We start from the raw sequence: 25,449 nt of genomic DNA on the forward strand, positions 1-25,449 counted from the left end.
GACAGAGAGAAACCGCCCAGGCCATCCCAGACTTGGGAGAAGAACCCCTTTCAAAGGAGGGTGACGCCGGGGATCAGCCAGAGGGATAGCGAGGCGAGGGCGATGGCGATGGCGGTGGCGGCGAGCACGTCGCTGGGGTAGTGCAGGCCCAGCACCACGCGCGAGACCGCCACGCTGGCGGCGAAGGGCACCAGCAGCGGCGCCAGCGCGGGGTAGTGCGCCAGCGCCACCAGGGTGAAGGCCACGGCGTGCAGCGTGTGCCCGGACGGGAAGCTGAATTCGTCCAGCGGGGCGATCCAGGGCCGGATGCGGCCGTCGGCGGCGAAGGGCCGCGGCCGGCGCGTCCAGCGCTTGAGCTTGCGGTACAGCAGCAGCGCCACCAGCCCCGTGGCCGCCAGGTGCGCCGAGGCGCTGAGCCCGCGCCAGCCGTCGAAGAGCACCAGCGCCGCCATCAGCGCATACCAGAAGGCGCCGTCGCCCAGCCGGCTGACGGCGCGGAAATAGGCGCGCACCGCGGCGCGCGCGCCCCAGCGGTTGGCGGCCAGGCACCAGCCCTGCTCGCGGTCCACGAGCCGGCGGGTGCGGGCGTTCACGCCGCCTGCTCCCGGTCGCCCAGCGCCGCCAGCAGCAGCGCGAACTCGGCGGCGACGGTGTCGGGGTGCAGGTGCTGCACCGCCGCCCGGGCGTTTTCGCCCAGCTGGCACAGGTCGGGCCGCAGCGCGGTGCCCACCAGGGCGTCGGTGAAGCCCGGCTCGTCGCCGAAGGGCACCGTGGCGCCATGGGCGCCGTGCGCCAGGTGTTCGCGCGCGGCGCCGTAATCGAAGGCCACCGTGGCGATGCCGCTGGCCATGGCCTCGAGCGTGACGTTGCCGAAGGTCTCGGACAGGCTGGGGAAGCAGAACACGTCGGCGCTGGCGAAGCAGCGCGCCAGCGCGTCGCCGCGCTGCACGCCGGCGAAGATGAAGTCGGGGTTGGCTTCCTGCAGCGCCGCGCGCGCCGGGCCGTCGCCAACCCACACGAAACGCGCCTCGGGCCGCGCCTGCTGCAGCAGCCGGAAGCTGCGCACGGCCAGCGGCAGGTTCTTTTCCGGCGCGATGCGGCCGACGTGGATGACGACCGGGGTGCCGTCCGTGGCGCCCCAGCTATCGCGCAGGGCCGGGTCGCGCCAGCCCGGGTGGAAGGCGCGGGTGTCGACCGCGCGGCCCAGGCGCACGGCGCGGTGGAAACCCTGCTGCGACAGCGTGTCCTGCAGTTCGCGGGTGGGCACCAGGGTGGCGTCGGCGCGGTTGTGGAAGCGGCGCAGCCAGGCAAACACCCAGGGGCTGAGGAAACCGGCGCCATAGCGGCCCACGTAATCGTCGAAGCGGGTGTGGAAGCCCGTGGCCACCGGGATGCCCAGGCGCCGGCAGGCCTTGAGCGCCGACCAGCCCAGCGGGCCTTCGGTGGCGATGTAGACCGCGTCCGGCCGCTGCGCGGCCCAGCGCGCCGCCAGCCGCTTGCCGGCCGGCAGGCCGAAGCGCAGGCCCGGGTAGCGGGGGATGGGCGCACCTTCCACCAGCATCAGCGAGGGGTCGGGCCGCGGGCTGTCGTCCTCGCGTTCGGGCCGCACCAGGCCGACCGTGTGGCCGAGCCGGCGCAGCCCGTGTTCGAGCGACTGCACCGTGAGCGCCACACCGTTGACGTCGGGCGGGTAGGTTTCGGTGACCAGTTCGATGTGCAGGCGGGGGTCCATGGCCTGCACTGTGGCGGCGCCGCATGGATACCGCGTTACGGCGCCATTGCGCCGGCGTGACAGCGGCTCAGATGGCCTTGAGCACCAGGCGCCGGCCGATCTCGGCCAGCTGCTCGCGCTCGCCCTCGAGGTCCAGGCGGGTCAGGGGGTGGCCTTCGAGCCAGCGGCGCGGCAGGCGCAGCAGCAGCTCGTCGCCGTCCACGTCCAGTTCCACCACCGGCAGCGGGTCGCTGTCGTGGCTGCGGTGCATCAGCACGGCCAGGCGCAGCAGCAGGGCGCAGCGCAGCACGTTGGCCACCAGGCGGTCGGGCAGTTTGTCGAAGCTGGGCAGGTGGAAGCCGCGGCGCTGGTTGCGCACCAGCGCGGCCAGGGTTTGCTGTTCGGTGCGCGAGAAGCCGGCGATGTCCGAATGTTCCACCAGGTAGGCGCCGTGCTGGTGGTACTGGCTGTGCGCGATGGCCAGGCCGATCTCGTGGATGCGCGCGGCCCAGGCCAGCTGGCGGCGGTTGTCGGCGTCGAGGTTCCAGGCCGCCTCGGCCTGGTCGAACAGGCTCAGCGCCGTGGCTTCGACGCGCGCGGCCTGCGCGGCGTCCACGCCATAGCGGTCGCACAGGGCGCGGATGGAATCCTCGCGCGGGTCGGCCTCGCGGTCGCGGCCGATCAGGTCGTAGAGCACGCCTTCGCGCATGGCGTGGTCGCTGACGTACATGCGCTCGATGCCGAGTTCGGTGAAGGCGGCGTCCAGCACCAGCAGGCCGCCGGCGATGATGGGGCGGCGCTCGGCCGACAGGCCGGGCAGGCGGATGGCGTCGAGCGTTTCGAACTCCAGCAGCTTTTCGCGGATGACGCTGAGGCTGGCGTCGGTGATCGAGACCTTGGTGAGCTTCATCTTCACCGAGATGTCGCAGATTTCCTTGATGGTGCCCGACGAACCCATGGCGTCGTGCCAGCCGCGCTGGCGGTAGGCCGAGGCGAACTGCTGGAACTCGGCGGTGATCTCGGTGCGCGCTTCCTTCCATCGCTTGCGCGTGAGCTTGCCGTCGGCGAAGAAGCGGCGGGTGGTGGCGATGCAGCCCATCTGCAGGCTCTCGCGTTCGATGGCGTCCAGGCCTTCGCCGATGATGAATTCGGTGGAGCCGCCGCCGATGTCCATCACCAGCCGGCGCTTGCCGGGCTCCGGCGGGTTGCCGTGCGCCACGCCAAGGTAGATCAGGCGCGCCTCCTCGCGGCCGGCGACCACTTCGATGCCGTGGCCAAGCGCCGTTTCCGCCGGCATCAGGAAGGCCTGCGGGTTGGCGAGCTGGCGCACGGTGTTGGTGGCGATGGCGCGCACGCGCCGCGGCGGGATGGTGCGCAGGCGCTGGCCGAAGCGGGCCAGGCAGTCGAGCGCGCGCGGCATCACGGCCGGGTCGAGCCCGCCGCGGCCGTCGAGGCCCTCGGCCAGGCGCACGGTTTCCTTGATGCGGTCGACGATGCGCAGCTGGCCCAGCACGTAGCGGGCGACGACCATGTGGAAACTGTTGGAGCCGAGGTCGACCGCCGCCAGGAGGTCTCCGTCCTTCAGCGGCGGGGAGTCGGTCGGCATTCGGTCATCCGCAGAGTTTGGCCAGGAGCGCGCCCTGCGCAGAATAAGGCATCTCGCCCTCGGCCGGGGAGACCTGCGCGTAGCTGCCGTCCTCGTGCAGGGTCCAGGCCTGCAGGTTGTCGGCCAGGTAGTTGGCCAGCTCTTCCTCGAACACGCGCTCGGCCAGCTTCGGGTCCAGGATGGGGAAGCAGGTTTCCACCCGGCGCATCAGGTTGCGCTCCATCCAGTCGGCGCTGGAACAGTAGATCTCCGGCTTGCCGTCGTTGCCGAACCAGTACACGCGGCTGTGCTCGAGGAAACGACCCACCAGCGAACGCACCGTGATGTTGTCCGACACGCCCGGCACGCCCGGGCGCAGGCAGCAGGCGCCGCGCACGATCAGCTCGATCTTCACGCCGGCCTGCGAGGCCTCGTACAGGGCCCGGATGACCGTGGGTTCGTTGAGCGCGTTCATCTTGGCGATGATGTGGCCGCGCTTGCCTTCCCGGGCCAGCTTCGCCTCGTGGCCGATCTTGCGCAGCAGGCCCTTGTGCAGGGTGAAGGGCGACTGCAGCAGCTTGCGCAGCTTGATCGCCGGCGCCAGGCCCGAGAGCTGGTGGAAGATGTCGTGCACGTCGGCGGCGATGTCCGGGTTGGCGGTCATCAGGCCGATGTCGGTGTAAACGCGGGCGGTGCCCGCGTGGTAGTTGCCGGTGCCCAGGTGCACGTAGCGCTGCAGCTTCTTCCCCTCGCGGCGCACGATCAGCATCATCTTGGCGTGGGTCTTGTAGCCCACCACGCCGTACATCACCTGCACGCCGGCTTCCTGCAGCTGGTCGGCGAGGCGGATGTTGGCCTCCTCGTCGAAACGCGCGCGCAGTTCCACCACCACCGTCACGTCCTTGCCGTTGCGGGCGGCGGCGATCAGGTGGTCGATGATCTTGCTGTCCTTGCCGGTGCGGTAGAGCGTCTGCTTGATGGCCAGCACGTCCGGGTCGTGGGCGGCGTGCTGGAGCAGGTCGAGCACCGACTGGAAGCTCTGGTAGGGGTGGTGCAGCAGCACGTCGCGCTGGCGCAGCGTTTCGAAGGGCGCGTCGGCGTCCAGGGCCACGGCGCCGGGCTTGAAGGCCGGGAACTTCAGTTCGGGGCGGTCCACCAGGTCGTACACCTGGGTGACGCGGTTGAGGTTGACCGGGCCGTTGATGCGGTAGACCGCGTTTTCGGTCAGGCCGAAGTTCTGCAGCAGGGTGTCGACGATGGCCTTGGGGCAGTGCTCGGCGATCTCCAGCCGCACCGCCGGCCGGAAGCCGCGGCTGGCCAGTTCGTCCTTGAGCGCGCTGGCCAGGTTCTCCACTTCCTCCTCGTCCACGAACAGCTCGGAGTTGCGGGTGACGCGGAACTGGTAGGCGCCCTTGACCTTCATGCCGGTGAACAGGTCGTCCACGAAGGCGGTGAGCACCGCCGAGAGCAGCACGAAGTCGTGCTTGCCGCCCGAAACTTCAGGCGGCAGCTGGATGATGCGCGGCAGCGAACGCGGCGCGCGCACGATGGCCATGCCGCCGCTGCGCCCGAACGCGTCCTTGCCTTCCAGCACCACCACCACGTTCAGCGACTTGTTGAGGATGCGCGGGAACGGGTGCACCGGGTCCAGGCCGAGCGGCGACAGCACCGGCAGCAGTTCGTCCTGGAAGTACTTGTGCAGCCACTTCTTCTGGCGCGCGTTCCAGGACGAATGCGCCAGGATGCGGATGCCGGCGGCGTTGAGCTCGGGCCGCAGGGTTTCGTTCCAGTAGCGGTACTGCTGGTCGACCAGTATCGCCGCCTTGTCGTGGATCAGCTCCAGCGCGCGCGTCGGCGCGATGCCGTCGGGTGGCAGCGGGCCGCCGAACTGCTGGGCGGTGCGCACGGTGGCGGCGCGGATCTCGAAGAACTCGTCGAGGTTGGTGCAGCTGATGCACAGGTACTTCAGGCGCTCGAGCAGGGGCACGCGCGGGTCGCGGGCCTGGGCCAGGACGCGGAAGTTGAATTCCAGCTGCGACAGCTCCCGGTTGAGGTACAGGTCCGGGGCGTGCAGGTCGATCGGTTCGGGGCTGTCGGGGCTCATGCCGCTACTTTACGTGTTTCCCGCCGCCGGCGGCCTCAGGCTTCGCCCGGCGCCTGCCGCATGCGCACCCGGGCCGGGCCGAACACGCAGGCGAAGGTGCTGCCGCGGCCGACCTCGCTTTCCACTTCCAGCCGGGCCTGGTGCAGGCTCAGCACGTGCTTGACGATGGACAGGCCCAGGCCGGTGCCGCCGGATTCGCGCGAGCGGCTGGTGGAAACCCGGTAGAAGCGCTCGGTGATGCGCGGCAGGTGCTGCTCGGGGATGCCGTAGCCGCTGTCCTGCACCGCCAGCCGGGCGCCGCCGTCGGCGGTGCGCTCGAAGCGCACGGCGATGCGGCCGCCGGTGGGGGTGTAGCGCACGGCGTTGCTGACCAGGTTGGAGAAGGCGCTGTGCAGCTCCTTGGTGGAGCCGGTGAGGTCGCAGCCGGCCCGGTCCTCCACGCTCACCTGGTGCCGGCCCTGGCTCAGGGCCTCGGCCTCGCGGCGCAGGGTGACCAGCATGGGCGCCATGGCCATCGGCTCCTCGGGCAGGTGCTCCTGGGCCTCGAGGCGCGACAGGGTGAGCAGGTCTTCCACCAGCTGGGTCATGCGCTGCGACTGCCGGCGCATTTCCTCGACCATCACGGCCAGGTCGGGGTGCTCTTCCGGCTCGATCATGTCCAGGTAGCCGTGCACCACGGTCAGCGGCGTGCGCAGTTCGTGCGAGACGTTGGCGACGAAATCACGGCGCACCTGCTCGAGCCGCATCAGCTTGGTCACGTCGCGCACCACCAGCATCCACTGGGTGGCGGAGTAGGGGATCAGGCGCAGGCTCAGGCGCACCATCGGGTCGGTGGGGCTGGCCACGTCGGTGAGCGGCTCGTCGGTCTGGGCGGCGGCCAGCCACTCGCGCACGCGCGGGTTGCCGGCGAAGAAATCGACCAGGGGCTCGCCCAGGCTCTGGGGGTAGCGCAGGCCGACGAGGTGGCGCGCGGTCTTGTTGAACCAGACCAGGCGGCCGTCGCGGCGGTGTATGACCAGGGCGCCGTCGGGCATGGCCGTGGCGGCCTGGCGGTAGGCGCGCAGCAGGCGCACCAGCCGGCGGCTGCGGGTGCGGTTTTCGGTCTGGCGGCGGTGGATCAGGGTTTCCAGCGCGGCCCACAGGCCCTGGCCGTCCACCGTGCGCAGCTGCTTGCGCCAGTCCAGGAAACGCAGCACGCGGTAGAGCCGCCAGTAGGCACGCGCCGCCAGGGCCGCGGTGGCCAGGCCCAGGGCCCACCAGGGTTCGCCCACGAGCAGGCCAATGCCCAGCGCGACGGCGTAGTACAGCAGCAGCCGGATCAGGGACTGGCGCCAGGCCAGCCGCAACAGCATGGACACGCTCATCCGGCCGGGCGCTCCTTCAGTCCGCCGCCGCGGAGAAGCGGTAGCCGGCGCCGCGCACGGTCTGCACCATGTCGTCGAGGTGGTAGGGCTCAAGCGCCTTGCGCAGGCGCCGGATGTGCACGTCCACGGTGCGTTCCTCGACGTAGACGTTGCCGCCCCAGACATGGTCGAGCAGCTGGGTGCGGGTGTACACGCGGTCGGCGTGGGTCATGAAGAAGTGCAGCAGGCGGTACTCGGTGGGGCCCACGTGCACCGGCTGGTCGCCGGCGAACACGCGGTGGGCGGCGCCGTCGATGCGCAGGCCGCCGACGGTCACGGAACCGTCATCCTCGTCGTCGCGCGAGCGGCGCATGACGGCGCGGATTCGGGCCAGCAGTTCGCGGGCCGAGAAGGGCTTGACCACGTAGTCGTCCACGCCCGATTCCAGGCCGGACACCCGGTCGTTCTCCTCGCCGCGGGCGGTGAGCATGATGATCGGCACGTCGCGGGTGAGTTCGTCCTTGCGCCAGCGCCGGGCCAGCTCCAGGCCGCTGCTGCCAGGCAGCATCCAGTCGAGCAGGATCAGGTCGGGCACCCTTTCGGTGATCGCCACCTGGGCCTCGCGGGCGTCGCCGGCGTGCACCGGCTCGTACTCGGCCTTGCGCAGGGCGTAGGCCACCATCTCCCGGATGGCGGGTTCGTCGTCAACGATGAGGATGCGTTTCTGCACAGGTTTACCGTGTCACCGGAGGGGCCTGCGTGCAAGTAGATAAAACTTTTGTGACCGGTCGGTGACAGGGCCGGCGGACGGCCTCAGCGCATGTCGGGGCGCTGTTCCTCGGCGCGGATGCCCTGGCGGCGCATCTCCAGCACCACCGGGGTGATGGCGGCCATGCGGGCCTCGATGCGGGCGCGCTGGTAGTACGTGAGGTCTTCCCGCTGCTTTAGCCGGTCGAGCTGGTTCAGGGCGTCCACCGCGCGACCGTTGAGGAAGGCGGCCTCGGCATAGGCCTCGCTGGCCCGGACCTCGTCGCCGGCCAGTTCGCTGGCGCGGGCGAAGTTGCGCTGGAACAGGGGGTCGTCGCCGCTTTCGGCCAGCAGCGGGCGCAGCACGTCCTGGGCCCGGCGGCCCGCCTCCGGCGTGGCCCGTTCGCCCAGGGCCTGCGAGTAGGCCAGGCGCACCGGGCGGCTTTCCGGGTGGCGCCGCAGCAGGGATTCGAAGCGTTCGGTGGCCAGGGCGTCGTGGCGCGCCAGGGCTGCGGCCTCGGCCTGGGCCAGCTCCAGCCACAGGTCGCCGGGGTGGCGCTCCACCAGCCCGGCCAGGGTGCGTTCGGCCTCGGCGTGGCGGCCGGCGCGCGACAGGGCCAGGGCCAGGCCGTAACGCTGGGCGTCGTCGACCTGGTTGCCGGGGGCGCGGGCCATGGCCTGGTATTCGAGGACGGCGGCGCTGGCGCTGACGGCGCTGAGCACGCGCAGGCGCTCGCGCGCCCAGGGGAAGGTTTCCTCGCGGCCCGGCAGGGCGTCGTCGGCGCCGGCCAGGCTCAGGCTGCCGGGCAGCAACAGGGGCGAGGGCGCCCGCACGGCGGCGGTACCGGCGGGGCGTTCCTGGAGCAGGCGGCCGGCGCGCTGGCGCGTTTCGCTGATGCGGGTGGTGGTGACCGGGTGGGTGCGCAGGTATTCCGGCACCTGGTAGCCGCCCGAATTGCTGCGGCTGGCCCGCTGCATGCGCTCGAAGAAGTCGGCCATGCCGTTGGGGTCGTAGCCGGCGCGGGCCAGGGTCTGGATGCCGATGCGGTCGGCCTCGGACTCGTTCGAGCGGGTGTAGTTGATTTGGCGCTGCTGCATCAGCGCCATCGCGCCGGCCACGGCGGCCATGCTGGCGTTGCCGCTGGAGTTGTCGCGGCCGCCGCTGTCGCCCACCGCCTGGGCGGCGGCGATGGCGCCCAGCATGGCCAGCATGATCGGCACCTGGTCCTTCTGCGCGCGCTCGTAGGCGCGCAGCACGTGGTGCTGGCTGACGTGCGCGACCTCGTGCGCCATCACGCCCGCCACCTCGGCCTCGTTTTCGGCCGTGAGCACCAGGCCGGCGTTCATGCCGACGTAGCCGCCGAGGGTGGCGAAGGCGTTGATCTGCCGGTCGCGCATCATGAAGAAGGTGAAGCCGTGCTCCGGCGTGTCGCTGCTGGCGGCCAGGCGGTAGCCCATGCCCTGCAGCCAGGCGTCGACCAGCGGGTCTTCGACCAGCAGGTTGAGGCGGCGCAGTTCGTAGATCAGGTAGGCGCCGTATTCGGCCTCGGTGCCCGGGTCGATCATCTCCGCCGCCGACGAGCCGATGTCCGGCAGCTGGCCGTCCTGCGCACGGGCGCCGCAGGCCAGGGCGAGGGCCAGGGTGAGGGCGGCGGGGGCGAGGATGCGCACGGCGACTCCGTTGGGGTGACGGCTCAGGATAGCGGCTCGGGCCTTCGGCGCGGGTGAATCCGCCGTTAATCCGGCCGCCGTGCGCGCCGCAGCGTTGCGCGCCGCGGCTGGAAATGCCGGCGGCGCGCCGCCACACTGGCCGGGTCAATCCGGAGGAACCCCGTGCCCAAGGTCGTGATGTACACCACCGCCGTCTGCCCCTACTGCGTGGCGGCCAAGAATTTCCTCAAGTCCCGCGGCGCCAGCTGGGAAGAAGTGCGCGTGGACCTCGACCTCGAGCGTCGCCAGGAAATGATGGCCCGCGCCAGGCGCACCTCGGTGCCGCAGATCTTCATCGACGACACCCACGTGGGTGGCTACGACGACCTGGTGGCGCTGGACCGCGCCGGCGGCCTGGCCCCGCTGCTGGAGGGCAGGGCATGAGCGCCGGCGAGAAGGACCGCGTGCGCGAATTCACCGAATTCCGCCAGCGCATGAACGAGCGCATCCTGGGCCAGGACAACCAGGTGGTGCGGCGCTTCTTCGCGCTCGACACCCAGACCTACAAGGCCGGCGCGCTCGACCTCAAGACCAAGGAACTGATGGGCCTGGTGGCCTCGATGGTGCTGCGCTGCGACGACTGCATCAGCTACCACATCGCCCAGTGCAAGGAAGCCGGCGTCAACCGCGACGAGTTCTTCGAAGCCTTCAGCGTGGCCCTGGTGGTGGGCGGTTCCATCGTCATCCCGCACCTGCGCCGCGGCGTGGATTTCCTCGACCAGCTCGAGGGCGCGGGCGCGCACGCCCCGGCCCCGGCCGAACACGGGCACTGAGCCCCGGCCCCGCCCGGGACCCTACCAAGGTCCAGTGGGCGGGGGTGGCGTGGCTTCTGGCATAATACTGCGCCCCACGCGGCCGCCCGGCCGCGAAAACCCTTTGGAAGAACAAGAACTTATGACCCAGACGATCGCGGTGATCCGTGGCGACGGCATCGGCCCTGAAATCATGGACGCCACCCTGTCGGTGCTCGACGCGATGAAGCTCGGGCTGCAGTACGACTTCGTGGAAGCCGGCCTGAAGGCCTACGAGACCCAGGGCGAGCTGCTGCCCGCCGCCACGCTCGAGGCCATCCACAAGCACCGCGTGGCCCTGAAGAGCCCGCTGACCACGCCGGTGGGCGAAGGCTTCTCGTCCATCAACGTCGAGCTGCGCAAGCGCTTCGACCTGTACGCGAACGTGCGCCCGGCGATCACCTTCCCGAACACCAAGTCGCGCTACGAGAACATCGACCTCATCACGGTGCGCGAGAACACCGAGGGCGCCTACATCGGCGAGGGCCAGAACCTCACCGCCGACGGCGAGACCGCCACGCTGGTGCAGAAGATCACCCGCCGCGGCTCCGAGCGCATCGTGCGCTACGCCTTCGACCTGGCCCGCCGCGTGGGCCGCAAGAAGGTCACCATCGTGCACAAGGCCAACATCCTCAAGTCCACCTCGGGCCTGTTCCTGAAGGTGGCGCGCCAGGTGGCGGCCGAGTACCCCGACATCCAGTGCAACGAGATGATCGTGGACAACACCTGCATGCAGCTGGTGATGAAGCCCGAGCAGTTCGACGTGATCGTCACCACCAACCTGTTCGGCGACATCATCTCCGACCTGTGCGCCGGCCTGGTCGGCGGCCTGGGCCTGGCCCCGGGCGCCAACATCGGCACCGAGGCGGCCATCTTCGAGGCCGTGCACGGTTCGGCGCCGGACATCGCCGGCAAGGGCATCGCCAACCCGGTGGCCCTGCTTTTGGGCGCGGTGCAGATGCTCGAACACATCGGCAAGGTCGCCGAAGCTGCGCGCCTGCGCCAGGCCATCGTCGACACCATGGCGGCCAAGGACAACCTTACGCCGGACCTCGGCGGCACCGGCACCACCCAGTCCTTTGCCCAGGCCATCGCGCGCCGCGCCGCGGCCTGATACCGGGCGGGGCTTGCCACGCGGGGGCGCCTTCGGGCGCCCCTTTGCGTTGGGGCCTTCATCGCGCCACCACGCCCGGACGATATGCTCGCCCCGACCGCGCCCGCATGCGCGGCGGGGAGATGCGCATGGCACGTCGGCGGCAGCGGGGCGGCATCGCAAGGATCCTGGCGTGGGGACTGGCCGGGCTGGGGCTCCTGGCCCTCGCGGCCTGGCTGGCTTTCCAACTCAGTCCCTGGCCCTCCGTGCTGCTGATCCGGCGCGCGTTCGACCAGGGCGCGATCGAGGCCTCGGCCGCCCTGCAGAAGCACGTACCCCCGGGCGTGCGCGAGTGGCGCGACCTCGCCTACGACCCCGCGGACCCGGACGGGCGCCTGGACCTGTATGCCCCGGCCGGTGCCGACGGCCCCTTGGCCACCATCGTCTGGATCCACGGCGGCGGCTTCATCTCGGGCGACAAGCAGGACCTGGCCAACTACGCCCGGGTGCTGGCGGGCCAGGGCTTTGCCGTCGCCAGCGTGCAGTACACGCTTGCGCCCGAAGCGAAGTACCCGACGCCGGTGCGGCAGGCCAACCGCGCGCTGGCCTACCTGGCCTCGGCGCCCGACGGCCTGCCGGTCGACCCCTCGCGCCTGGTGCTGGCGGGGGATTCGGCGGGCGCCCAGGTCGCCGCCCAGCTGTCGGCGGCCATCGCCGCGCCGGCCTATGCGCGGGCCATCGGTTTCGAACCCGCGCTGCCGCCGGGCGGGCTGGCCGGCGCCCTGCTGTACTGCGGCCCCTACGACGCGGCCCTGGTCGGCGGCGAGGGTCCCTTCGCCGGCTTCATGCGCACGGTGTTCTGGGCTTATTTTGGCCTGCGCGACGTCCGCGGCGACCCGCAGGTGGCGCAGTTCTCCGTGCCGGCGCACGTGACGCCGGACTTCCCGCCCACGTTCATCTCGGTGGGCAACGCCGACCCGCTCGCGCTGCATTCGGTTGCGCTGGCCGAGGCGCTCGAGGCACAGGGCGTGCCGGTGACGCGGCTGTTCTTCCCCGACGACTACACGCCGGCGCTCGGCCACGAATACCAGTTCAACCTCGACGGCGAGGCCGGCCAGCGCGCGCTGCGGGAGAGCATTGCCTTCCTGCGCGGCCTGCCGGCGAAGGACGCGCCCTAGTCGAGATCGAACAGCGCGGGCTCAGCCATGGCCCCGGGACACGAACCAGGCCAGCGCCCCGAGGTTGAGCAGGACCGTGGTCCAGAACATCGCGAGGAAGGAGGCTTTCACCGACTTGTGCCGCAGCCACTGCTGCGCCACCAGGGCGCCCGGCCAGCCGCCGAGCAGCGCGAACAGATGCAGGGTGTTTTCGGGGATGCGGCGTCGGTTCGCCTGCGCCGCCGATTTGTCCACGGCATAGGCCGCAAGGGTGGCCAGGCTCATGGCCAGGTAAACCAGGGACACCAGGACCGGCAGGCCCGCGAACCAGGCCCCACCGGCGAGCACCAGCAGCGAGCCCAGCCCAAGCGCCGCCTTCGGCAGGCGGCCGGCCGACGCGCGCGGCCGCACCGGCCGGCGCGCGTTCCGTGCCATGCGATCGGCCTGCGTCAGTCGCGCGACTGCAGCTTGGCCAGCAGGCGCAGGATTTCCAGGTACAGCCAGACCAGCGTCACCACCAGGCCGAAGGCGCCGTACCACTCCATGTACTTGGGCGCGCCGGCTTCGGCGCCGGATTCGATGAAGTCGAAGTCCAGCACCAGGTTCAGCGCGGCGATCACCACCACGAAGGCGCTGAAGGCGATGCCCATCAGGCTCGACTCGTGGATGAAGCCCATGCCCTCGAACCCGAACAGGCGCATGCCCATGTTCACGAGATAAAGCAGGGCGATGCCGCCGGTGGCGGCCACGACGCCGAGCTTGAAGTTCTCGGTGGCGCGGATCAGGCCCGACTTGTAGGCCAGCAGCAGCGCCGCCAGCACGCCGAGCGTCAGCATCACCGCCTGCATCACGATGCCCGGGAAACGGGCTTCGAAGAAGGCCGAGATGCCGCCCAGGAACAGGCCTTCCAGCAGCGCGTACATCGGCGCGGTCACCGGCGCCCAGGTCTTCTTGAACACCGTGACGATGGCCACGATGAAGCCGCCGATGCCGCCCACCAGCATCCAGGGCATCACGGCGCCCGGGTTGAGCGGGTCGAACAGGCTCCAGGTGTAGGCGGCGGTGGCGACCGCGAGCAGCAGCAGGAAGCCGGTCTTGTTGACCGTGCCGTTGAGCGTCATCACCTGGGATTCGTCGCGGGAGACGACCTGGCCGCTGCCGACGTCGAGGAAGGTATTTTCGTTGAGGGCGGGGTTGCCGCTGCGCATCGTGGGGCTCCGGTGGCGTGGTGCCCGGATGCTAGCCCATGCCGGGGGGCGCGGCCAGCGTCCGGGCCAGCGCCAGCGCGGCCGGGAAGTCGGGCACGCGGTGCACCAGGCCGGCGTGCGGCAGGTGCATGCGGTCGAGCACTTCGGTGGGCTGGGGCTGCAGGCCCGACACCACCAGCACGATGCCCTGGCGCCGGCAGCGTTCGGCCAGCGCGTGCAGCGCATGCACGCCGCTGGCGTCCACGAAGGGCACCTGGCCCATGCGCAGGATGAACACCCTGGGCGGGGTGGGGAAACGGTCCATCAGGTTGTCGAGCCGGTTGGCCGCGCCGAAGAACAGCGGGCCGCTGAAGCGGAACACCTCCACGCCCTCCGGCAGCGCCGCGCGCTGGCCGGAATCTGCGCCGGCCTCGTCCTCGTCGCCCGCCTCGAACAGCTTCACGCCCGAGCTCACCTCGAACAGCCCCGCCATCCGGTGCATGAAGGCGAAGGCCGCCACCACCATGCCCACTTCGATGGCGAGCGTGAGGTCCACGAACACCGTGAGCCCGAAGGTGAGCAGCAGCACGAGGCGGTCGGCGCGCGGCGCCGAGCGCAGGATGTGCCGGAAGGCGCCGTGTTCGCTCATGTTCCAGGCCACCACCACCAGCACGCCGGCCAGCGCCGGCAGCGGCACGTAGCTGGCCAGCGGCGCGGCCACCAGCACGAAGCCCAGCAGGAAGGCCGCGTGCAGCATGCCCGCCACCGGCGTGCGGCCGCCGGCGCGGATGTTGGTGGCGGTGCGGGCGATGGCGCCGGTGGCCGGCAGCCCGCCGAACAGCGCCGAGCCGACGTTGGCCGCGCCCTGGGCGATGAGCTCGGTGTTCGAACGGTGCTTGGCGCCGGTCATGCCGTCGGCCACCACGGCCGAGAGCAGCGATTCCACGCCGGCGAGGAAGGCGATGGTGAAGGCCGCCGGCAGCAGTTCCAGCAGCCGCGGCAGGCTGGCGTCCGGCAGGTGGAAGCGGGGCAGGGCGCTGGGAATGCCGCCGAAGCGCGTGCCGATGGTGTCCACCGGGAGGCCAAGCAGCGCCACCGCGGCGGAAGCGAGCACCACCGCCACCAGGAAACCCGGCGTGCTCGCCGACAGGCGCCGCAGGCCCAGGATCACCGCCACGCAGCCCAGCGCCAGGCCGAGCGCCCAGGGATTGAAGCCGCCGAGGTTCGCGGCCAGCACCTGCAGCTTCGGCACGAACGCCGCCGGCACGTCGCGCAGCGGCAGGCCCAGCAGTTCCTGCAGCTGGCTGGCGAAGATGATCACCGCGATGCCGGCGGTGAAGCCGGTCACCAGCGGCTGCGGCATGTATTTCATCAGCGCGCCCACGCGCAGCAGGCCGGCCAGCACCAGCAGCACGCCGGCCATGGCGGTGGCCAGCACCAGGCCGTCGAAGCCGTGGGTGGCGATGATGGCGTAGACGATGGGGATGAAGGCGCCGGTGGGGCCGCCGATCTGGAAGCGCGAGCCGCCGAGCGCGGAAATCAGGAAGCCGGCGACGATGGCGGTGGCCAGGCCGGTGGCCGGGTCGGCGCCGCTGGCCACCGCCAGGGCCATCGCCAGCGGCAACGCCACCACCGCCACGGTGAGCCCGGCGACGGCATCGGCGCGCAGCGTGCCGGCGCCGTAGCCCTCGCGCAGCACCGTCAGCAGCTTGGGCTGGAAGACGGGCGTGCCGCGCGGGGGCAGGGGGTTCATGGCGCCTGTGGCCGGCCCTTGGCTAGCCACCAGAGGTGGTCGAGCACCGCGGCTTTGCCCTTGCCGGGGCGGTACGCATTCGCCAGCGCGCCAGCCACGTAGTCGGTGGCGTTGGCGCAGGCCTCGGGCAGCGCCTGGCCGCGGCACAGGTTGGCGGCGATGGCCGAGGCCAGGGTGCAGCCGGTGCCGTGGCCTTCGATGTCCAGGCGCGGGTGTTCGAATTCGAGCAGCACGTGGCCGTCGTCGAAGCGGTCCACCATGGCGCCGGTGCCGGGCAGGTGGCCGCCCTTGAGCAGCACGGCCCTGGCGTCGAGCGCCAGCAGTTCCACCAGCGCGGCTTCGGCCGCTTCGTCGTCGGGGATGGCGTGGCCCAGCAGCAGTTCGGCCTCGGGGATGTTGGGCGTGAGCACGGTGGCCAGCGGCAGCAGCCGTTCGCGCAGCGCCTGCAGGGCGTCGTCGGCCAGCAGCTTGGCGCCGGAGGTGGCCACCATCACCGGGTCGAGCACCACGGCGGCGGGGCGGTGCGCCTCGAGCGCGTCGGCCACGGCGTGGATGATGTCGGCGGTGGCGAGCATGCCCAGCTTCACCGCGCCGATGCGGAAGTCGTCGAAGCAGGCGTCGATCTGCGCGCGCAGGAACTCCGCCGGCGGCACGTGCACCGCGGTGACGCCGCGGGTGTGCTGGGCGGTGAGCGCGGCCAGCGCGCTCAGGCCGTGCACGTGGTGCGCGGCGAAGGTCTTGAGGTCGGCCTGGATGCCGGCGCCGCCGCCGGAATCGGAGCCGGCGATGGTCAGGGCGCAGACGGTGCGGTGGCTCATGGCGCGATTGTGCCCGCGACCACCTGCCGGTGGCGATAGACCGCGTACCCCAGGCCGGTGGCGCCGGTGAGCGCCGCCGGCAGGTAAAGCGCCGCGTACTGCCAATGGCCGAAGGCCAGCGCGCCGAGCACGCCGCCGCCCAGGAAACTGCTGATGATCACCAGGCACAGCCAAAGCCGTCGTCGCGCCACCGGCAGCCCGCGCAGCGCGTGTCCCACCATGATGCCCAGGTCGGTGAACATGCCGCTGACGTGCGAGGTGCGCACCACCGCACCGCTGTAGGTGGTGGCCATGGCGTTCTGCAGGCCGATGGCGCCGGCCGCCAGCAGCGGGCCGGCGAACAGGCCCTTCTGGAACAGCGGCACCGCGCCGGCCAGCAGCGCCGCCTCGATGGCCAGCGCCACGCCGTAGCGCCGTCCCAGCCGCAGCACGCTGTCCTGGATGAGCAGCCCGCCCAGCGCCGCGCCGCCCACGAAGGCCAGCACCATGCCCGCCAGCTGCCAGGCCGCGGTGCCGCGCCCCTCGGCCAGCGCCGCGCCCAGCAGCGTGGTGGTGCCGGTGAGGTGGGTGATGGCCTGGTGCTCGAAGCCCAGGTAACCCACCACGTTCACCATGCCCGCCACCAGGGCCAGCGCCGAGGCGCCGACCCAGACCCAGGTGGCCAGCCGCTCCGCCATGGCCTCAGAGCACCTCGGAGGCGTAGTCGGCCAGGCGCGAACGTTCGCCGCGGCGCAGGGTGATGTGCGCGCTGTGGTTCCAGTTCTTGAAGCGGTCCACGGCGTAGGTCAGGCCCGAGGTGGTTTCGGTGAGGTAGGGCGTGTCGATCTGCTCGACGTTGCCCATGCAGATGATCTTGGTGCCCGGGCCGGCGCGGGTGATGAGCGTCTTCATCTGCTTCGGCGTGAGGTTCTGCGCCTCGTCCACGATCACCCAGCGGTTGAGGAAGGTGCGCCCGCGCATGAAGTTCATCGAGCGGATCTTGATGCGGCTGGCCAGCAGTTCGTTGGTGGCGCCGCGGCCCCAGCTGCCGTGGTCCTCGGTGTGGGTGAGCACTTCGAGGTTGTCGGTGAGCGCGCCCATCCACGGCGTCATCTTTTCCTCTTCCGTGCCCGGCAGGAAGCCGATGTCCTCGCCCACGCTCACCGTGGCGCGGGTCATGATGATCTCGCGGTAGCGCTGGATGTCCATCGTCTGGGTCAGGCCCGCGGCCAGCGCCAGCAGGGTCTTGCCGGTGCCGGCGGTGCCGAGCAGGGTGACGAAGTCGATCTCCGGGTCCATCAGCGCGTTGAAGGCGAAGTTCTGCTCGCGGTTGCGCGCGTTGATGCCCCAGACCTGGTGCTGCGGGGCGCGGAAGTCGTCGACGATCTGCAGCACGGCCTTGTCGTCGTCCAGGCGCGCGACCTTCATTTCCACTTCGTCGTCGCCGGGCATGAACAGGAACTGGTTCGGGTACCAGCCGTCGTCGGCGGTGCGGCGCACTTCGTAGAAGGTGCGGCCGCGGTCGGTCCAGCTGCGCAGGTTGCCTTCGTGCCGCTCCCAGAAATCGGCCGGCAGTTCGGTCGCGCCGGTGAAGAGCAGGTTGAAGTCGTCGATGGCGCGGTCGTTCTCGTAATCCTCCGACTTCACGCCCGAGATCGAGGCCTTGATGCGCAGGTTGATGTCCTTGGACACCAGCACCACGGGCACGCCCGGGTTGTCCTCGATCAGCTGCAGGATCGAGCCCAGGATCTGGTTGTCCGGCAGCACCAGGCCGAAGCGCTTGCCCACTTCCACCGGGCGCAGCTGGAACAGCAGCCGGCCGACGGCCTCGGGCGCGCGCAGCTGCAGGCCCTGCGGCCGCACCAGCCTGACGCCGTCCTCGATGCCGCCGCTGCCGTGCGCCTCGATGATCTCGTTGAGGAAGCGGCTGACCTGGCGCGCGTTGCGGCTGGCTTCCGAGTGGCCCTTCTTGCCGTTGTCCAGCTCCTCCAACACCATCATCGGGATGAAGACGTCGTGCTCCTCGAACTTGAACAGCGCGGTGGGGTCGTGCATGAGCACGTTGGTGTCCAGGACGTAGATGCGCTTGGATCGGGTCATGGGCTTCTCGGGCTAGGGGTTTTCACCCCGGAAAGGACGGCGCCGCCGAGGCTCGCGGGGCGAGTCGGCGGCGGGGATGTGCACGGCGTGGGTCACTTTGCCTTGGCGGCCTGCTGGTGCTGCTTGAGCGCTTCGAACACGGCGTCGGCATGGCCGGGCACCTTCACGCCGCGCCAGGCCTGGGCGACCCGGCCGTCCGGGTCGAGCAGGAAGGTGCTGCGCTCGATGCCAAGCACCTTCCTGCCATACATGTTCTTCTCTTTGATGACGCCGAAGGCGTTGCACACGCTTTCATCGGCGTCGGAGACCAGGTCGAAGCGGAAACCCTGCTTCGCGCAGAAGTTGGCGTGCGACTTCACCGAATCGCGCGAGACGCCCAGCACCTCGCATTTCGCGCGGCGGAAGGAGGTAAGCAGGGCGTTGAAGTCCAGGCCCTCGGTGGTGCAGCCGGGCGTGGAATCCTTGGGGTAGAAGTACAGCACCAGCCACTTGCCGCGGTAATCGGAGAGCCGGGCGGACGCGCCGCTGCCGAGGGTGAGGGCCAGGTCGGGGGTCTTGTCGCCGGTTTCGATCATCGGTTCCTCAGAACTTCATCGGGTCCATGATGGCGTCGAGGTTGAGGTGGTCGCAGAACTCGAGGAAGTCGTCGCGCAGCGCGGCGATGTGCATGTTGGCCGGGATGCCGATGGTGACCTGGGCCGAGAACATGTCGGCGCCGGTCTGCATGGCCCGGTAGCGCGAGCTGTGCAGGCTTTCCACCGTGATGCCCTGGCGGTCGAAGAAATCGGCCAGCTGGAACAGGATGCCGGGCTTGTCGGCCGCCACCACCTCGACGATGTAGGGCAGCAGGTTCGACTGCAGGGCCTTGGGGCCGGTGCGGTACCAGACCAGCTTGAAGCCTTCCTCGCGCTCGAGCCGGGTGAGCATGGCCTCGAGCTTGGCCACGGCGTCCCAGGAGCCGGTGGCCAGCGCGGTCACGGACACGTCGCGGCCCACGGTGGACAGGCGCGCGTCCACCAGGTTGCAGCCACTGTCGGAAATGCGGCGGGTGACGGCCAGCAGCGGCGACTGCGGATGCGTGGTGTACGCGCTGATCAGCAGGTGGTTCTCGTTGGCGGCGGGGCGCGCGGCAGGGTCGGTCAATTCGGTGTTCCGTGGCGGCGCGCCGGTGGGCGCGCGAAAGGTTCGAAGCCAGCATACTTGCCGCCGCTTTCCGGCCGCAAGTAACATCGGCCAAACTTCCCGCAAGGCCCCTACATTGCACCTTTCCGGCAGCATCACCGCGCTGGCGACGCCGTTCACGGCCTCCGGCGCGCCCGATTACGACGCCTGGCAGCGCCTGCTCGACGCCCAGATCGAAGGCGGCACCGCCGCCGTGGTCGTCGCCGGCTCCACCGGCGAGGCCGCCACGCTCTCCGACGACGAATACGCCGCGCTGCTGCGCGCCGCCGTCGCCCGGGTGGGCGGGCGCGTGCCGGTGCTGGCCGGCACCGGCCTGTCGGGAACCGCCAAGACCATCGCCCAGACGCGCCTGGCCCGCGACCACGGCGCCAACGCCGCGCTGGTGGTCACGCCGCCCTACGTGCGCCCGACGCCCGACGGCCTGGTGGCGCACTACACCGCCGTGGCGGAGCAGGGCGGCCTGCCGGTGGTGCTTTACAACGTGCCCGGCCGCACCGGCTGCGACATGCAGCCGGAAACGGTGGCGCGCCTTTGCCGCCACCCGAACATCGTCGGCCTGAAGGAAGCCCGCGGCGACGAAGCGCGCTGGCAGGCCCTGTACCCGCTGGCCGGGCCCGGTTTCGCCCTGCTCAGCGGCGACGACCCCACCTTCGTGCGCGCCATGCTCGGCGGCGCCGCCGGCGTCATCTCGGTGGCCTCGAACGTGGTGCCGCGCGCCTTCGCCCGCCTGTGCGCCCTGGTGCGCGCCGGCGAGGCCGACGCAGCCCGTGCCCTCGACGCCCGGCTGGCCGGCCTCTACGACTTCCTGGGCGTCGAGCCCAACCCGATCCCGGTGAAGGCCCTGTTGGCCCGCCAGGGCATCGGCCACGGGCTGCGGCTGCCGCTGCTGCCCCTGTCCGCGGCCCATGAAGGCGAGGCCGCGGCCATGGCCGCCCTGGCCGAGCGCATCGAATCGGAACTGAAGTAACCTTGCCGCCCCACACATCGCGCCGCGCGCCCTCCCGCGCGGCCTGCCAGGAGAACCGCATGACCCCGTCCACGCTTTCCTTCCGCCCGCTGCTGGCCGGCGCCCTGGTCGTCACCGTGTTCGCGTCCAGCGGCTGCGGCTGGATCCGCAGCAAGTGGGGCAACGAGGCCGCCTACCAGGAAAGCCGCCAGAACCAGCCGCTGGAAGTGCCGCCGGGCCTGGACGTGCCGTCCACCGCCGGCGCCATCAGCATCCCCGACGCCCCGGCGGGCGCCGCCATGGCCGCGCCGGGCGAGGGCGTGCCGAGCTCCGTCGGCGATTCCGCGTCGCAGGCCGCCAGCGTGGCCGGCATCGAGTCGTTCATGCTGGCCGACTCGGTCGAGAGCAGCTGGCGCCGCATCGGCATCGCCCTGGGCAAGATCGAGGGCGCCACCATCGGCGACCGCGCGCAGCTGCTCAACAGCTACGAAGTGAGCTACCAGGGCGTGTCGATGCTGGTGCGCGCCGAAGCCGTGGACGGCCAGACCCGCGTCGTGGCCCTGGGCCAGGACGGCCAGCCGATCCGCACCGGCGTGGCGACCCAGCTGCTGGCCCTGCTGAAAGCCCGCCTGGGCTGAAACGCCGGCGAACCGGGTTCAGCGCTTCAGTTCGCCGAGCTTGCCGGTCTTGCCGTCCCAGTCGGCGGCATCCGGCAGCGGGTCCTTGCGGGTGGTGATGACCGGCCATTCCTTCGACAGCTCGGCATTGAGGGCGATGTAGCCCTCCTGGCCGGCCGGCACGTCGTCCTCGGGGAAGATGGCCTTGGCCGGGCACTCCGGCTCGCACAGGGTGCAGTCGATGCACTCCTCGGGGTCGATCACCAGGAAATTCGGGCCCTCGTGGAAGCAGTCCACCGGGCAGACCTCGACGCAGTCGGTGTACTTGCAGCGGATGCAGTTCTCGGTGACGACGAAGGGCATGGGGCGTTCCCTGGCACGTGGATTCAATGCCGCAATTCTAACGCCCGGGGCGCCGCCGCGCCCAGCGCGGACCGGAAACGAAGAAGGCCCGGCGTTGGCCGGGCCTTCTGGAATGAGTGGCGCTCCCTAGGGGACTCGAACCCCTGTTCCAGCCTTGAGAGGGCCGTGTCCTAGGCCACTAGACGAAGGGAGCGCGGATGGCGAAGCGATGATGCGGGCGCTAGTATACCGGGCTTGATCGCCTCCGGGAAGGGTTTCGCCGTTCCCGGGGCCACCCGCCGCCGCGCAAGGATCCCGCGCCGCCACCAGCCCATGACGGACACCGCCATCGCCACCCCGATACCGCCCCTGGTCGTCGCCCGCGCCGACCACGGCATCTCCCGCAAGGACATCAGCCCCAACGCGCTGCGGGTGCTCTACCGCCTGCGCGACGGCGGCTTCCAGGGTTACCTGGTCGGCGGCGCCGTGCGCGACCTGCTGGTCGGCGGCCACCCCAAGGACTTCGACGTCGCCACCGACGCCACGCCCGAACAGGTCAAGGCCCTGTTCCGGAACTGCCGGCTGATCGGCCGCCGCTTCCGCCTGGCGCACGTGGTGTTCGGCAAGGAAATCATCGAAGTCGCCACCTTCCGCGCCAACAGCGCCGACGACACCGACGACCGCTCCACCGACGACGGCGGCCGCCTGCTGCGCGACAACGTCTACGGCAGCATCGAGGACGACGCGGTCCGCCGTGACTTCACCGCCAACGCGCTGTACTACGCCATCGAGGACTTCTCGGTGCGCGACTACGTGGGGGGTTACGCCGACGTGCAGCAGCGCGTGCTGCGCCTGATCGGCGACCCGGTGGAGCGCTACCGCGAGGATCCGGTGCGCATGCTGCGCGCGGCGCGCCTGGCGGCGAAGCTGGGTTTCACCATCGCTCCCGAGGCCGCCGCGCCCATTCCCGGGCTGGCCGAGCTGCTGGGCGGTGCGCCGCCGGCCCGCCTGTTCGACGAGTGCCTGAAGATGTTCCTGGCCGGGCACGCCGAAAAGAGCTTCCTGCTGCTCGAGGAGCTGGGCCTGCTGCCGGCGCTGTTCCCCGAGACCGCCAAGGCCCTGGCCACCAACCGCAGCGGCGCGCTGCGCACGATGGTGCTGCAGGCCCTGCGCAACACCGACGCCCGCATCGCCGCCGACAAGCCGGTCACGCCGGCCTTCCTGTTCGCCGCGCTGCTGTGGCCGGCTTACTGCCGCGAACTGGCCGTGCTGCAGAAGTCGGGCATCGACCCGCTGGTGGCGCAGCAGCGCGCCGCCGACCGCGTCACCCTGCACCAGGCCCACCGCATCGCGCTGCCGCGCCGGTTCTCGCTGCCGATGCAGGAGATCTGGCTGCTGCAGCCGCGTTTCTCGCAGCGCGTGCGCAAGCGCGTGTTCCGGCTGCTGTCGCACCCGCGCTTCCGCGCCGCCTTCGACTTCCTCGAGCTGCGCGCCACCGCCGCGCCCGAGGTGGTGGAGGACGTGGCCTTCTGGCGCGAGGCCCAGGCCCAGGCGCCGGGTGAACTGGCCGACCGCCTGCAGCCCAAGGCGCCGCGCCGCGATGCCGACGGCGAGGCAGGGGATGACGCCATGGACGACGACGCCGGCGCCGCGCCCAAACGCCGCCGCCGTCGCCGCCGCCCGAGGCCGGGAGGCGGGGCAGGGGCCGCGGAGTGAACGCGGGCGCGCCGGTGCGCGCCTTCGTCGCCTTCGGCGGCAACGAGGGCGAGGTGCAGGCCAACCTGCTGGCCGCGATCGACGCCCTGGGCAGGCTGCCCGGCACGTCGGTGCGGCGGTGCTCGTCCTTCTACCGCACGCCGGCCTGGGGCCGCACCGACCAGCCGGATTTCCTCAATGGCGTGGTCGAACTGCGCACGGAACTCGGCGCCAGCGAACTGATGCAGGCCCTGCTGGCCGTCGAAGCCCGCTTCGGCCGCGTGCGCGGCGAAGGCGCCGAACGCTGGGGCCCACGCACCGTGGACCTCGACCTGCTGGTCTATGGCGACGAAGTGCGCGACGACCCGGGCCTGACCCTGCCGCACCCGCGCCTGCACGAGCGGGCCTTCGTGCTGGTGCCGCTGGCGGAAATCGCACCCGGCCTGGCGGTTCCGGGGCGGGGCCGGGTGGACCAGCTGCTCGCCGCGGTGGATGCATCGGGTATCCAAGCGATACCTTAGGACTCCCCACTTCCGGATCCCGCCATGTACGCCAACGATCCCAAGGCCCCGGCGCGCGCGCGCCTGACGGTGCCTGCCCTGCGGCGCATGAAGGCCGAGGGCCGGCGCATCGCCGCCATCACCGCCTACGACGCCGGCTTCGCCCGCAGCGTCGACGCCGCCGGCATCGACCTGGTGCTGGTGGGTGATTCCCTGGGCATGGTCTGCCAGGGCCACGACAGCACGCTGCCGGTGACGGTGGACGACATCGCCTACCACACGGCCTGCGTGGCGCGCGGGCTCTACACCGCGCTGCTGGTGGCCGACCTGCCGTTCCAGGCCGATGCCACGCCGGAGCGCGCGCTCGACGCCAGCACGCGCTTCCTGCAGGCCGGCGCCGCCATGGCCAAGCTCGAGGGCGCGGGCCACAAGCTCGAGGTCATCCGCCTCCTGTCCGAGCGCGAGATCCCGGTCTGTGCGCACCTGGGCCTGACGCCGCAGTCGGTGCTGCGCCTGGGCGGCTACAAGGTGCAGGGCCGCGAGGCCGCCGCCGCGCGCCGCCTGCTCGAAGACGCGAAGGCCGTGGCCGATGCCGGCGCCGACGCGTTGGTGCTCGAATGCGTGCCGTCCTCGCTGGCCGCGGAAATCACCGCCGCGGTCGCCATCCCCACCATCGGCATCGGCGCGGGCCCGGCCTGCGACGGCCAGATCCTGGTGCTGCACGACCTGCTGGGCATGAACAGCGGCCACCGGCGCCCGCGTTTCGTCAAGGATTTCCTCGCCGACGGCGGCTCGATCGAAGGCGCCTTCCGCGCCTACGCCGACGCCGTGCGCAGCGGCGCCTTCCCCGCCCCCGAACACGGATACGACTGATGCAGACCCACACCACGCTGGCCGCGCTGCGCGCCCAGCTGCGGCAATGGCGCCGCGAAGGCGCCAGCGTCGGTTTCGTGCCCACCATGGGCAACCTGCACGCCGGGCATTTCGCCCTGGTGGAGCTGGCGCGCAAGCACGCCGACAAGGTCGTGGCCAGCATCTTCGTGAACCCGACCCAGTTCGGGCCCAACGAAGACTATGCGCGCTACCCGCGCACGCCCGACCGCGACATCAACGGCCTGGCCGAGCAGCGCTGCGACGCGCTGTTCCTGCCGACGGTGGAGCAGATGTACCCGTTCGGCACCATCGGCTGCGTGCAGATGCACGTGCCGGGCATCACCGACATCCTGTGCGGCGCGCACCGGCCCGGCCATTTCAACGGCGTGGCGCAGGTGGTGGCGCGCCTGTTCAACATGGTGCAGCCCGACCTGGCGGTGTTCGGCCGCAAGGACTACCAGCAGCTGCAGGTGATCCGCTACATGGCCAAGGAGATGAGCTTCCCGGTGGAGATCATCCCGGCGCCGACGCTGCGCGAGGCCGACGGCCTGGCCATGAGCTCGCGCAACCAGTACCTCGAGGGCGACGAGCGCCGCACCGCGGTGCGCATCTACCAGACGCTGTGCTTCATGCGCGACGCCGCCCGCCAGGGCCTGCCGGTGCCGGGCATCGAGGACGAGGCCACGTCGCGGCTCGAGGCCGCGGGTTTCACCGTGGACTACGCCGAAGTGCGCCGCGCCGACCTCACGCGCCCGCGCTCGCCGGACGAACCCGGCCTGGTGGCGCTGGTGGCCGCGCGCCTGGGGCGCACGCGTTTGATCGACAACCTGGAATTCGACGCGGCCTGAGCCGCCGTCTCCGGGCAGGAGGAAGGATGCTGACTCCCGAACATTGGCTGGCGCTGGGCCGGCACGCACAGCGCCTGGAGCAGGTGCCGCTGCCGGAGCTGCTGGCACTGGAGCCGGCGCGCGCCGACGCCTTCTCGCTGCGCGTGGGCCCCCTCTATGCCAGCTTCGCGCGCCAGCGCATCGACGCCGTGGCCTGGGACGCCCTGTTGGAATCGGCCTGCGAGGCGGGGCTGGGGCAGGCGCTGCACGCGCTGTTCGACGGTGCCGTGGTCAACCGCACCGAGGGCCGGCCGGCGCTGCATTCGGCGCTGCGCGGCGACGTGGGGCAGGGCGACGTGGCCCGCGCGGCGGCGCGCGAGGCCCGCGCG

At 71.2% G+C, this 25,449-nt stretch carries 26 protein-coding genes, 1 tRNA gene and 1 pseudogene; 11 read left to right on the plus strand and 17 right to left on the minus strand.

Annotated features, from left to right (window positions below; translation table 11 throughout):
- Positions 1-50: 50 nt before the first annotated feature.
- The 7 genes from N790_RS10225 to N790_RS10255 form a co-directional block, all read right to left on the minus strand.
- Positions 51-593: a phosphatase PAP2 family protein gene (locus N790_RS10225; RefSeq protein WP_052385862.1), complete on the minus strand. Its 543-nt coding sequence runs from the start codon at positions 591-593 to the stop codon at positions 51-53.
- A complete protein-coding gene (locus N790_RS10230; RefSeq protein WP_156970035.1) occupies positions 590-1,720 on the minus strand; it encodes a glycosyltransferase family 4 protein in 1,131 nt (376 codons plus the stop codon). Before N790_RS10230 ends, N790_RS10225 begins: the two co-directional genes overlap by 4 nt.
- A 79-nt stretch (positions 1,721-1,799) precedes the next feature.
- Positions 1,800-3,317 carry an exopolyphosphatase gene (gene ppx, locus N790_RS10235; RefSeq protein WP_043803928.1) on the minus strand — a complete coding sequence of 506 codons (1,518 nt, stop codon included), beginning with the start codon at positions 3,315-3,317 and terminating at the stop codon, positions 1,800-1,802.
- Positions 3,318-3,321: 4 nt separating this feature from the next.
- Entirely contained in the window at positions 3,322-5,400 is a 2,079-nt protein-coding gene (gene ppk1 / locus N790_RS10240; RefSeq protein ID WP_043803929.1) for a polyphosphate kinase 1, read from the minus strand.
- Between the two features lie 35 nt (positions 5,401-5,435).
- A complete protein-coding gene (phoR, locus tag N790_RS10245) occupies positions 5,436-6,764 on the minus strand; it encodes a phosphate regulon sensor histidine kinase PhoR (RefSeq protein WP_425388032.1) in 1,329 nt (442 codons plus the stop codon).
- 16 nt (positions 6,765-6,780) lie between these two features.
- On the minus strand, positions 6,781-7,473 hold the full coding sequence (gene phoB, locus N790_RS10250) for a phosphate regulon transcriptional regulator PhoB (RefSeq protein ID WP_043803931.1): 693 nt from the start codon (positions 7,471-7,473) through the stop codon (positions 6,781-6,783).
- Positions 7,474-7,556: 83 nt separating this feature from the next.
- Entirely contained in the window at positions 7,557-9,161 is a 1,605-nt protein-coding gene (locus tag N790_RS10255) for a M48 family metalloprotease (protein ID WP_043803932.1), read from the minus strand.
- 177 nt (positions 9,162-9,338) lie between these two features.
- Here N790_RS10255 and grxC point away from each other — a divergent pair, with 177 nt between their 5' ends.
- The 4 genes from grxC to N790_RS10275 all read left to right on the plus strand — a co-directional run bounded on the left by grxC (position 9,339) and on the right by N790_RS10275 (position 12,262).
- Positions 9,339-9,584 carry a glutaredoxin 3 gene (grxC, locus tag N790_RS10260; RefSeq protein WP_052385863.1) on the plus strand — a complete coding sequence of 82 codons (246 nt, stop codon included), beginning with the start codon at positions 9,339-9,341 and terminating at the stop codon, positions 9,582-9,584.
- Entirely contained in the window at positions 9,581-9,973 is a 393-nt protein-coding gene (locus tag N790_RS10265; protein WP_043803936.1) for a carboxymuconolactone decarboxylase family protein, read from the plus strand. Before grxC ends, N790_RS10265 begins: the two co-directional genes overlap by 4 nt.
- A 121-nt stretch (positions 9,974-10,094) precedes the next feature.
- A complete protein-coding gene (locus N790_RS10270) occupies positions 10,095-11,105 on the plus strand; it encodes an isocitrate dehydrogenase (RefSeq protein WP_043803937.1) in 1,011 nt (336 codons plus the stop codon).
- Positions 11,106-11,233: 128 nt separating this feature from the next.
- Positions 11,234-12,262, plus strand: coding sequence for an alpha/beta hydrolase (locus N790_RS10275; protein WP_084062846.1), 1,029 nt, complete (start codon positions 11,234-11,236; stop codon positions 12,260-12,262).
- A gap of 21 nt (positions 12,263-12,283) precedes the next feature.
- Here the strand turns inward: N790_RS10275 and N790_RS10280 are convergent, their stop codons facing one another.
- The 8 genes from N790_RS10280 to N790_RS10315 all read right to left on the minus strand — a co-directional run bounded on the left by N790_RS10280 (position 12,284) and on the right by N790_RS10315 (position 19,308).
- Complete coding sequence (locus N790_RS10280) at positions 12,284-12,676, minus strand: DUF1294 domain-containing protein (protein WP_084062845.1); 393 nt, start codon at positions 12,674-12,676, stop codon at positions 12,284-12,286.
- 14 nt (positions 12,677-12,690) lie between these two features.
- A complete protein-coding gene (locus N790_RS10285; RefSeq protein WP_043803939.1) occupies positions 12,691-13,449 on the minus strand; it encodes a Bax inhibitor-1/YccA family protein in 759 nt (252 codons plus the stop codon).
- Between the two features lie 31 nt (positions 13,450-13,480).
- Entirely contained in the window at positions 13,481-15,181 is a 1,701-nt protein-coding gene (locus N790_RS10290) for a SulP family inorganic anion transporter (protein ID WP_043803940.1), read from the minus strand.
- Positions 15,178-15,999, minus strand: a complete 822-nt coding sequence (gene thiD / locus N790_RS10295) for a bifunctional hydroxymethylpyrimidine kinase/phosphomethylpyrimidine kinase (protein ID WP_043803942.1) — start codon at positions 15,997-15,999, stop codon at positions 15,178-15,180. Before thiD ends, N790_RS10290 begins: the two co-directional genes overlap by 4 nt.
- Positions 15,996-16,676, minus strand: coding sequence for a YoaK family protein (locus tag N790_RS10300; protein WP_043803944.1), 681 nt, complete (start codon positions 16,674-16,676; stop codon positions 15,996-15,998). Before N790_RS10300 ends, thiD begins: the two co-directional genes overlap by 4 nt.
- 4 nt (positions 16,677-16,680) lie before the next feature.
- Positions 16,681-18,078, minus strand: a complete 1,398-nt coding sequence (locus N790_RS10305) for a PhoH family protein (protein WP_043803945.1) — start codon at positions 18,076-18,078, stop codon at positions 16,681-16,683.
- Positions 18,079-18,170: 92 nt separating this feature from the next.
- Positions 18,171-18,653: a peroxiredoxin gene (locus N790_RS10310; protein ID WP_043803947.1), complete on the minus strand. Its 483-nt coding sequence runs from the start codon at positions 18,651-18,653 to the stop codon at positions 18,171-18,173.
- Between the two features lie 7 nt (positions 18,654-18,660).
- Positions 18,661-19,308: a glycine cleavage system transcriptional repressor gene (locus N790_RS10315; RefSeq protein WP_156970033.1), complete on the minus strand. Its 648-nt coding sequence runs from the start codon at positions 19,306-19,308 to the stop codon at positions 18,661-18,663.
- Positions 19,309-19,336: 28 nt separating this feature from the next.
- Here N790_RS10315 and dapA point away from each other — a divergent pair, with 28 nt between their 5' ends.
- Both dapA and N790_RS10325 read left to right on the plus strand, forming a co-directional pair.
- Complete coding sequence (gene dapA, locus N790_RS10320) at positions 19,337-20,227, plus strand: 4-hydroxy-tetrahydrodipicolinate synthase (protein ID WP_043803951.1); 891 nt, start codon at positions 19,337-19,339, stop codon at positions 20,225-20,227.
- Positions 20,228-20,286: 59 nt separating this feature from the next.
- Entirely contained in the window at positions 20,287-20,844 is a 558-nt protein-coding gene (locus N790_RS10325) for a hypothetical protein (RefSeq protein ID WP_043803953.1), read from the plus strand.
- A gap of 18 nt (positions 20,845-20,862) precedes the next feature.
- Here the strand turns inward: N790_RS10325 and fdxA are convergent, their stop codons facing one another.
- Together fdxA and N790_RS10335 are read right to left on the minus strand one after the other, a co-directional pair.
- The gene (gene fdxA, locus N790_RS10330) at positions 20,863-21,186 is read right to left on the minus strand and encodes a ferredoxin FdxA (protein WP_043803955.1); all 324 of its coding nucleotides are present in this window, start codon (positions 21,184-21,186) and stop codon (positions 20,863-20,865) included.
- Positions 21,187-21,303: 117 nt separating this feature from the next.
- Positions 21,304-21,379: transfer RNA gene (locus N790_RS10335), tRNA-Glu, on the minus strand.
- Between the two features lie 119 nt (positions 21,380-21,498).
- On the opposite strand from N790_RS10335, the gene pcnB reads away from it, so the two are divergent.
- From pcnB to N790_RS10360, 5 genes and pseudogenes are all read left to right on the plus strand, one after another.
- Positions 21,499-22,881 (plus strand): polynucleotide adenylyltransferase PcnB, encoded by a 1,383-nt coding sequence (gene pcnB / locus N790_RS10340; RefSeq protein WP_043803956.1) that lies wholly within the window; start codon positions 21,499-21,501, stop codon positions 22,879-22,881.
- A complete protein-coding gene (gene folK / locus N790_RS10345; RefSeq protein WP_245593774.1) occupies positions 22,878-23,381 on the plus strand; it encodes a 2-amino-4-hydroxy-6-hydroxymethyldihydropteridine diphosphokinase in 504 nt (167 codons plus the stop codon). The genes pcnB and folK overlap by 4 nt, the downstream gene beginning before the upstream one ends.
- 24 nt (positions 23,382-23,405) lie before the next feature.
- The gene (gene panB / locus N790_RS10350; protein ID WP_043803958.1) at positions 23,406-24,233 is read left to right on the plus strand and encodes a 3-methyl-2-oxobutanoate hydroxymethyltransferase; all 828 of its coding nucleotides are present in this window, start codon (positions 23,406-23,408) and stop codon (positions 24,231-24,233) included.
- Positions 24,230-25,081: a pantoate--beta-alanine ligase gene (panC, locus tag N790_RS10355; protein WP_043803967.1), complete on the plus strand. Its 852-nt coding sequence runs from the start codon at positions 24,230-24,232 to the stop codon at positions 25,079-25,081. The genes panB and panC overlap by 4 nt, the downstream gene beginning before the upstream one ends.
- A 26-nt stretch (positions 25,082-25,107) precedes the next feature.
- Positions 25,108-25,449: pseudogene (locus N790_RS10360) on the plus strand (glucose-6-phosphate isomerase); the annotation flags it as partial.

Origin of the sequence: Arenimonas malthae CC-JY-1 (genome assembly GCF_000747075.1) — a bacterium.
GTDB classification, from domain to species: Bacteria; Pseudomonadota; Gammaproteobacteria; order Xanthomonadales; family Xanthomonadaceae; genus Arenimonas; species Arenimonas malthae.

Coding starts and splice junctions, on each gene's coding strand:
- N790_RS10315 (WP_156970033.1), bottom strand. CDS start 19,308: ATGTTACTTGCGGCCGGAAAGCGGCGGCAAGTATGCTGGCTTCGAACC.
- panB (WP_043803958.1), top strand. CDS start 23,406: ATGTACGCCAACGATCCCAAGGCCCCGGCGCGCGCGCGCCTGACGGTG.
- fdxA (WP_043803955.1), bottom strand. CDS start 21,186: ATGCCCTTCGTCGTCACCGAGAACTGCATCCGCTGCAAGTACACCGAC.
- N790_RS10305 (WP_043803945.1), bottom strand. CDS start 18,078: ATGACCCGATCCAAGCGCATCTACGTCCTGGACACCAACGTGCTCATG.
- N790_RS10275 (WP_084062846.1), top strand. CDS start 11,234: ATGGCACGTCGGCGGCAGCGGGGCGGCATCGCAAGGATCCTGGCGTGG.
- thiD (WP_043803942.1), bottom strand. CDS start 15,999: ATGAGCCACCGCACCGTCTGCGCCCTGACCATCGCCGGCTCCGATTCC.
- N790_RS10310 (WP_043803947.1), bottom strand. CDS start 18,653: ATGATCGAAACCGGCGACAAGACCCCCGACCTGGCCCTCACCCTCGGC.
- ppk1 (WP_043803929.1), bottom strand. CDS start 5,400: ATGAGCCCCGACAGCCCCGAACCGATCGACCTGCACGCCCCGGACCTG.
- N790_RS10265 (WP_043803936.1), top strand. CDS start 9,581: ATGAGCGCCGGCGAGAAGGACCGCGTGCGCGAATTCACCGAATTCCGC.
- N790_RS10290 (WP_043803940.1), bottom strand. CDS start 15,181: ATGAACCCCCTGCCCCCGCGCGGCACGCCCGTCTTCCAGCCCAAGCTG.
- grxC (WP_052385863.1), top strand. CDS start 9,339: ATGTACACCACCGCCGTCTGCCCCTACTGCGTGGCGGCCAAGAATTTC.
- N790_RS10285 (WP_043803939.1), bottom strand. CDS start 13,449: ATGCGCAGCGGCAACCCCGCCCTCAACGAAAATACCTTCCTCGACGTC.
- N790_RS10325 (WP_043803953.1), top strand. CDS start 20,287: ATGACCCCGTCCACGCTTTCCTTCCGCCCGCTGCTGGCCGGCGCCCTG.
- phoR (WP_425388032.1), bottom strand. CDS start 6,764: ATGAGCGTGTCCATGCTGTTGCGGCTGGCCTGGCGCCAGTCCCTGATC.
- N790_RS10280 (WP_084062845.1), bottom strand. CDS start 12,676: ATGGCACGGAACGCGCGCCGGCCGGTGCGGCCGCGCGCGTCGGCCGGC.
- pcnB (WP_043803956.1), top strand. CDS start 21,499: ATGACGGACACCGCCATCGCCACCCCGATACCGCCCCTGGTCGTCGCC.
- N790_RS10270 (WP_043803937.1), top strand. CDS start 10,095: ATGACCCAGACGATCGCGGTGATCCGTGGCGACGGCATCGGCCCTGAA.
- ppx (WP_043803928.1), bottom strand. CDS start 3,317: ATGCCGACCGACTCCCCGCCGCTGAAGGACGGAGACCTCCTGGCGGCG.
- N790_RS10300 (WP_043803944.1), bottom strand. CDS start 16,676: ATGGCGGAGCGGCTGGCCACCTGGGTCTGGGTCGGCGCCTCGGCGCTG.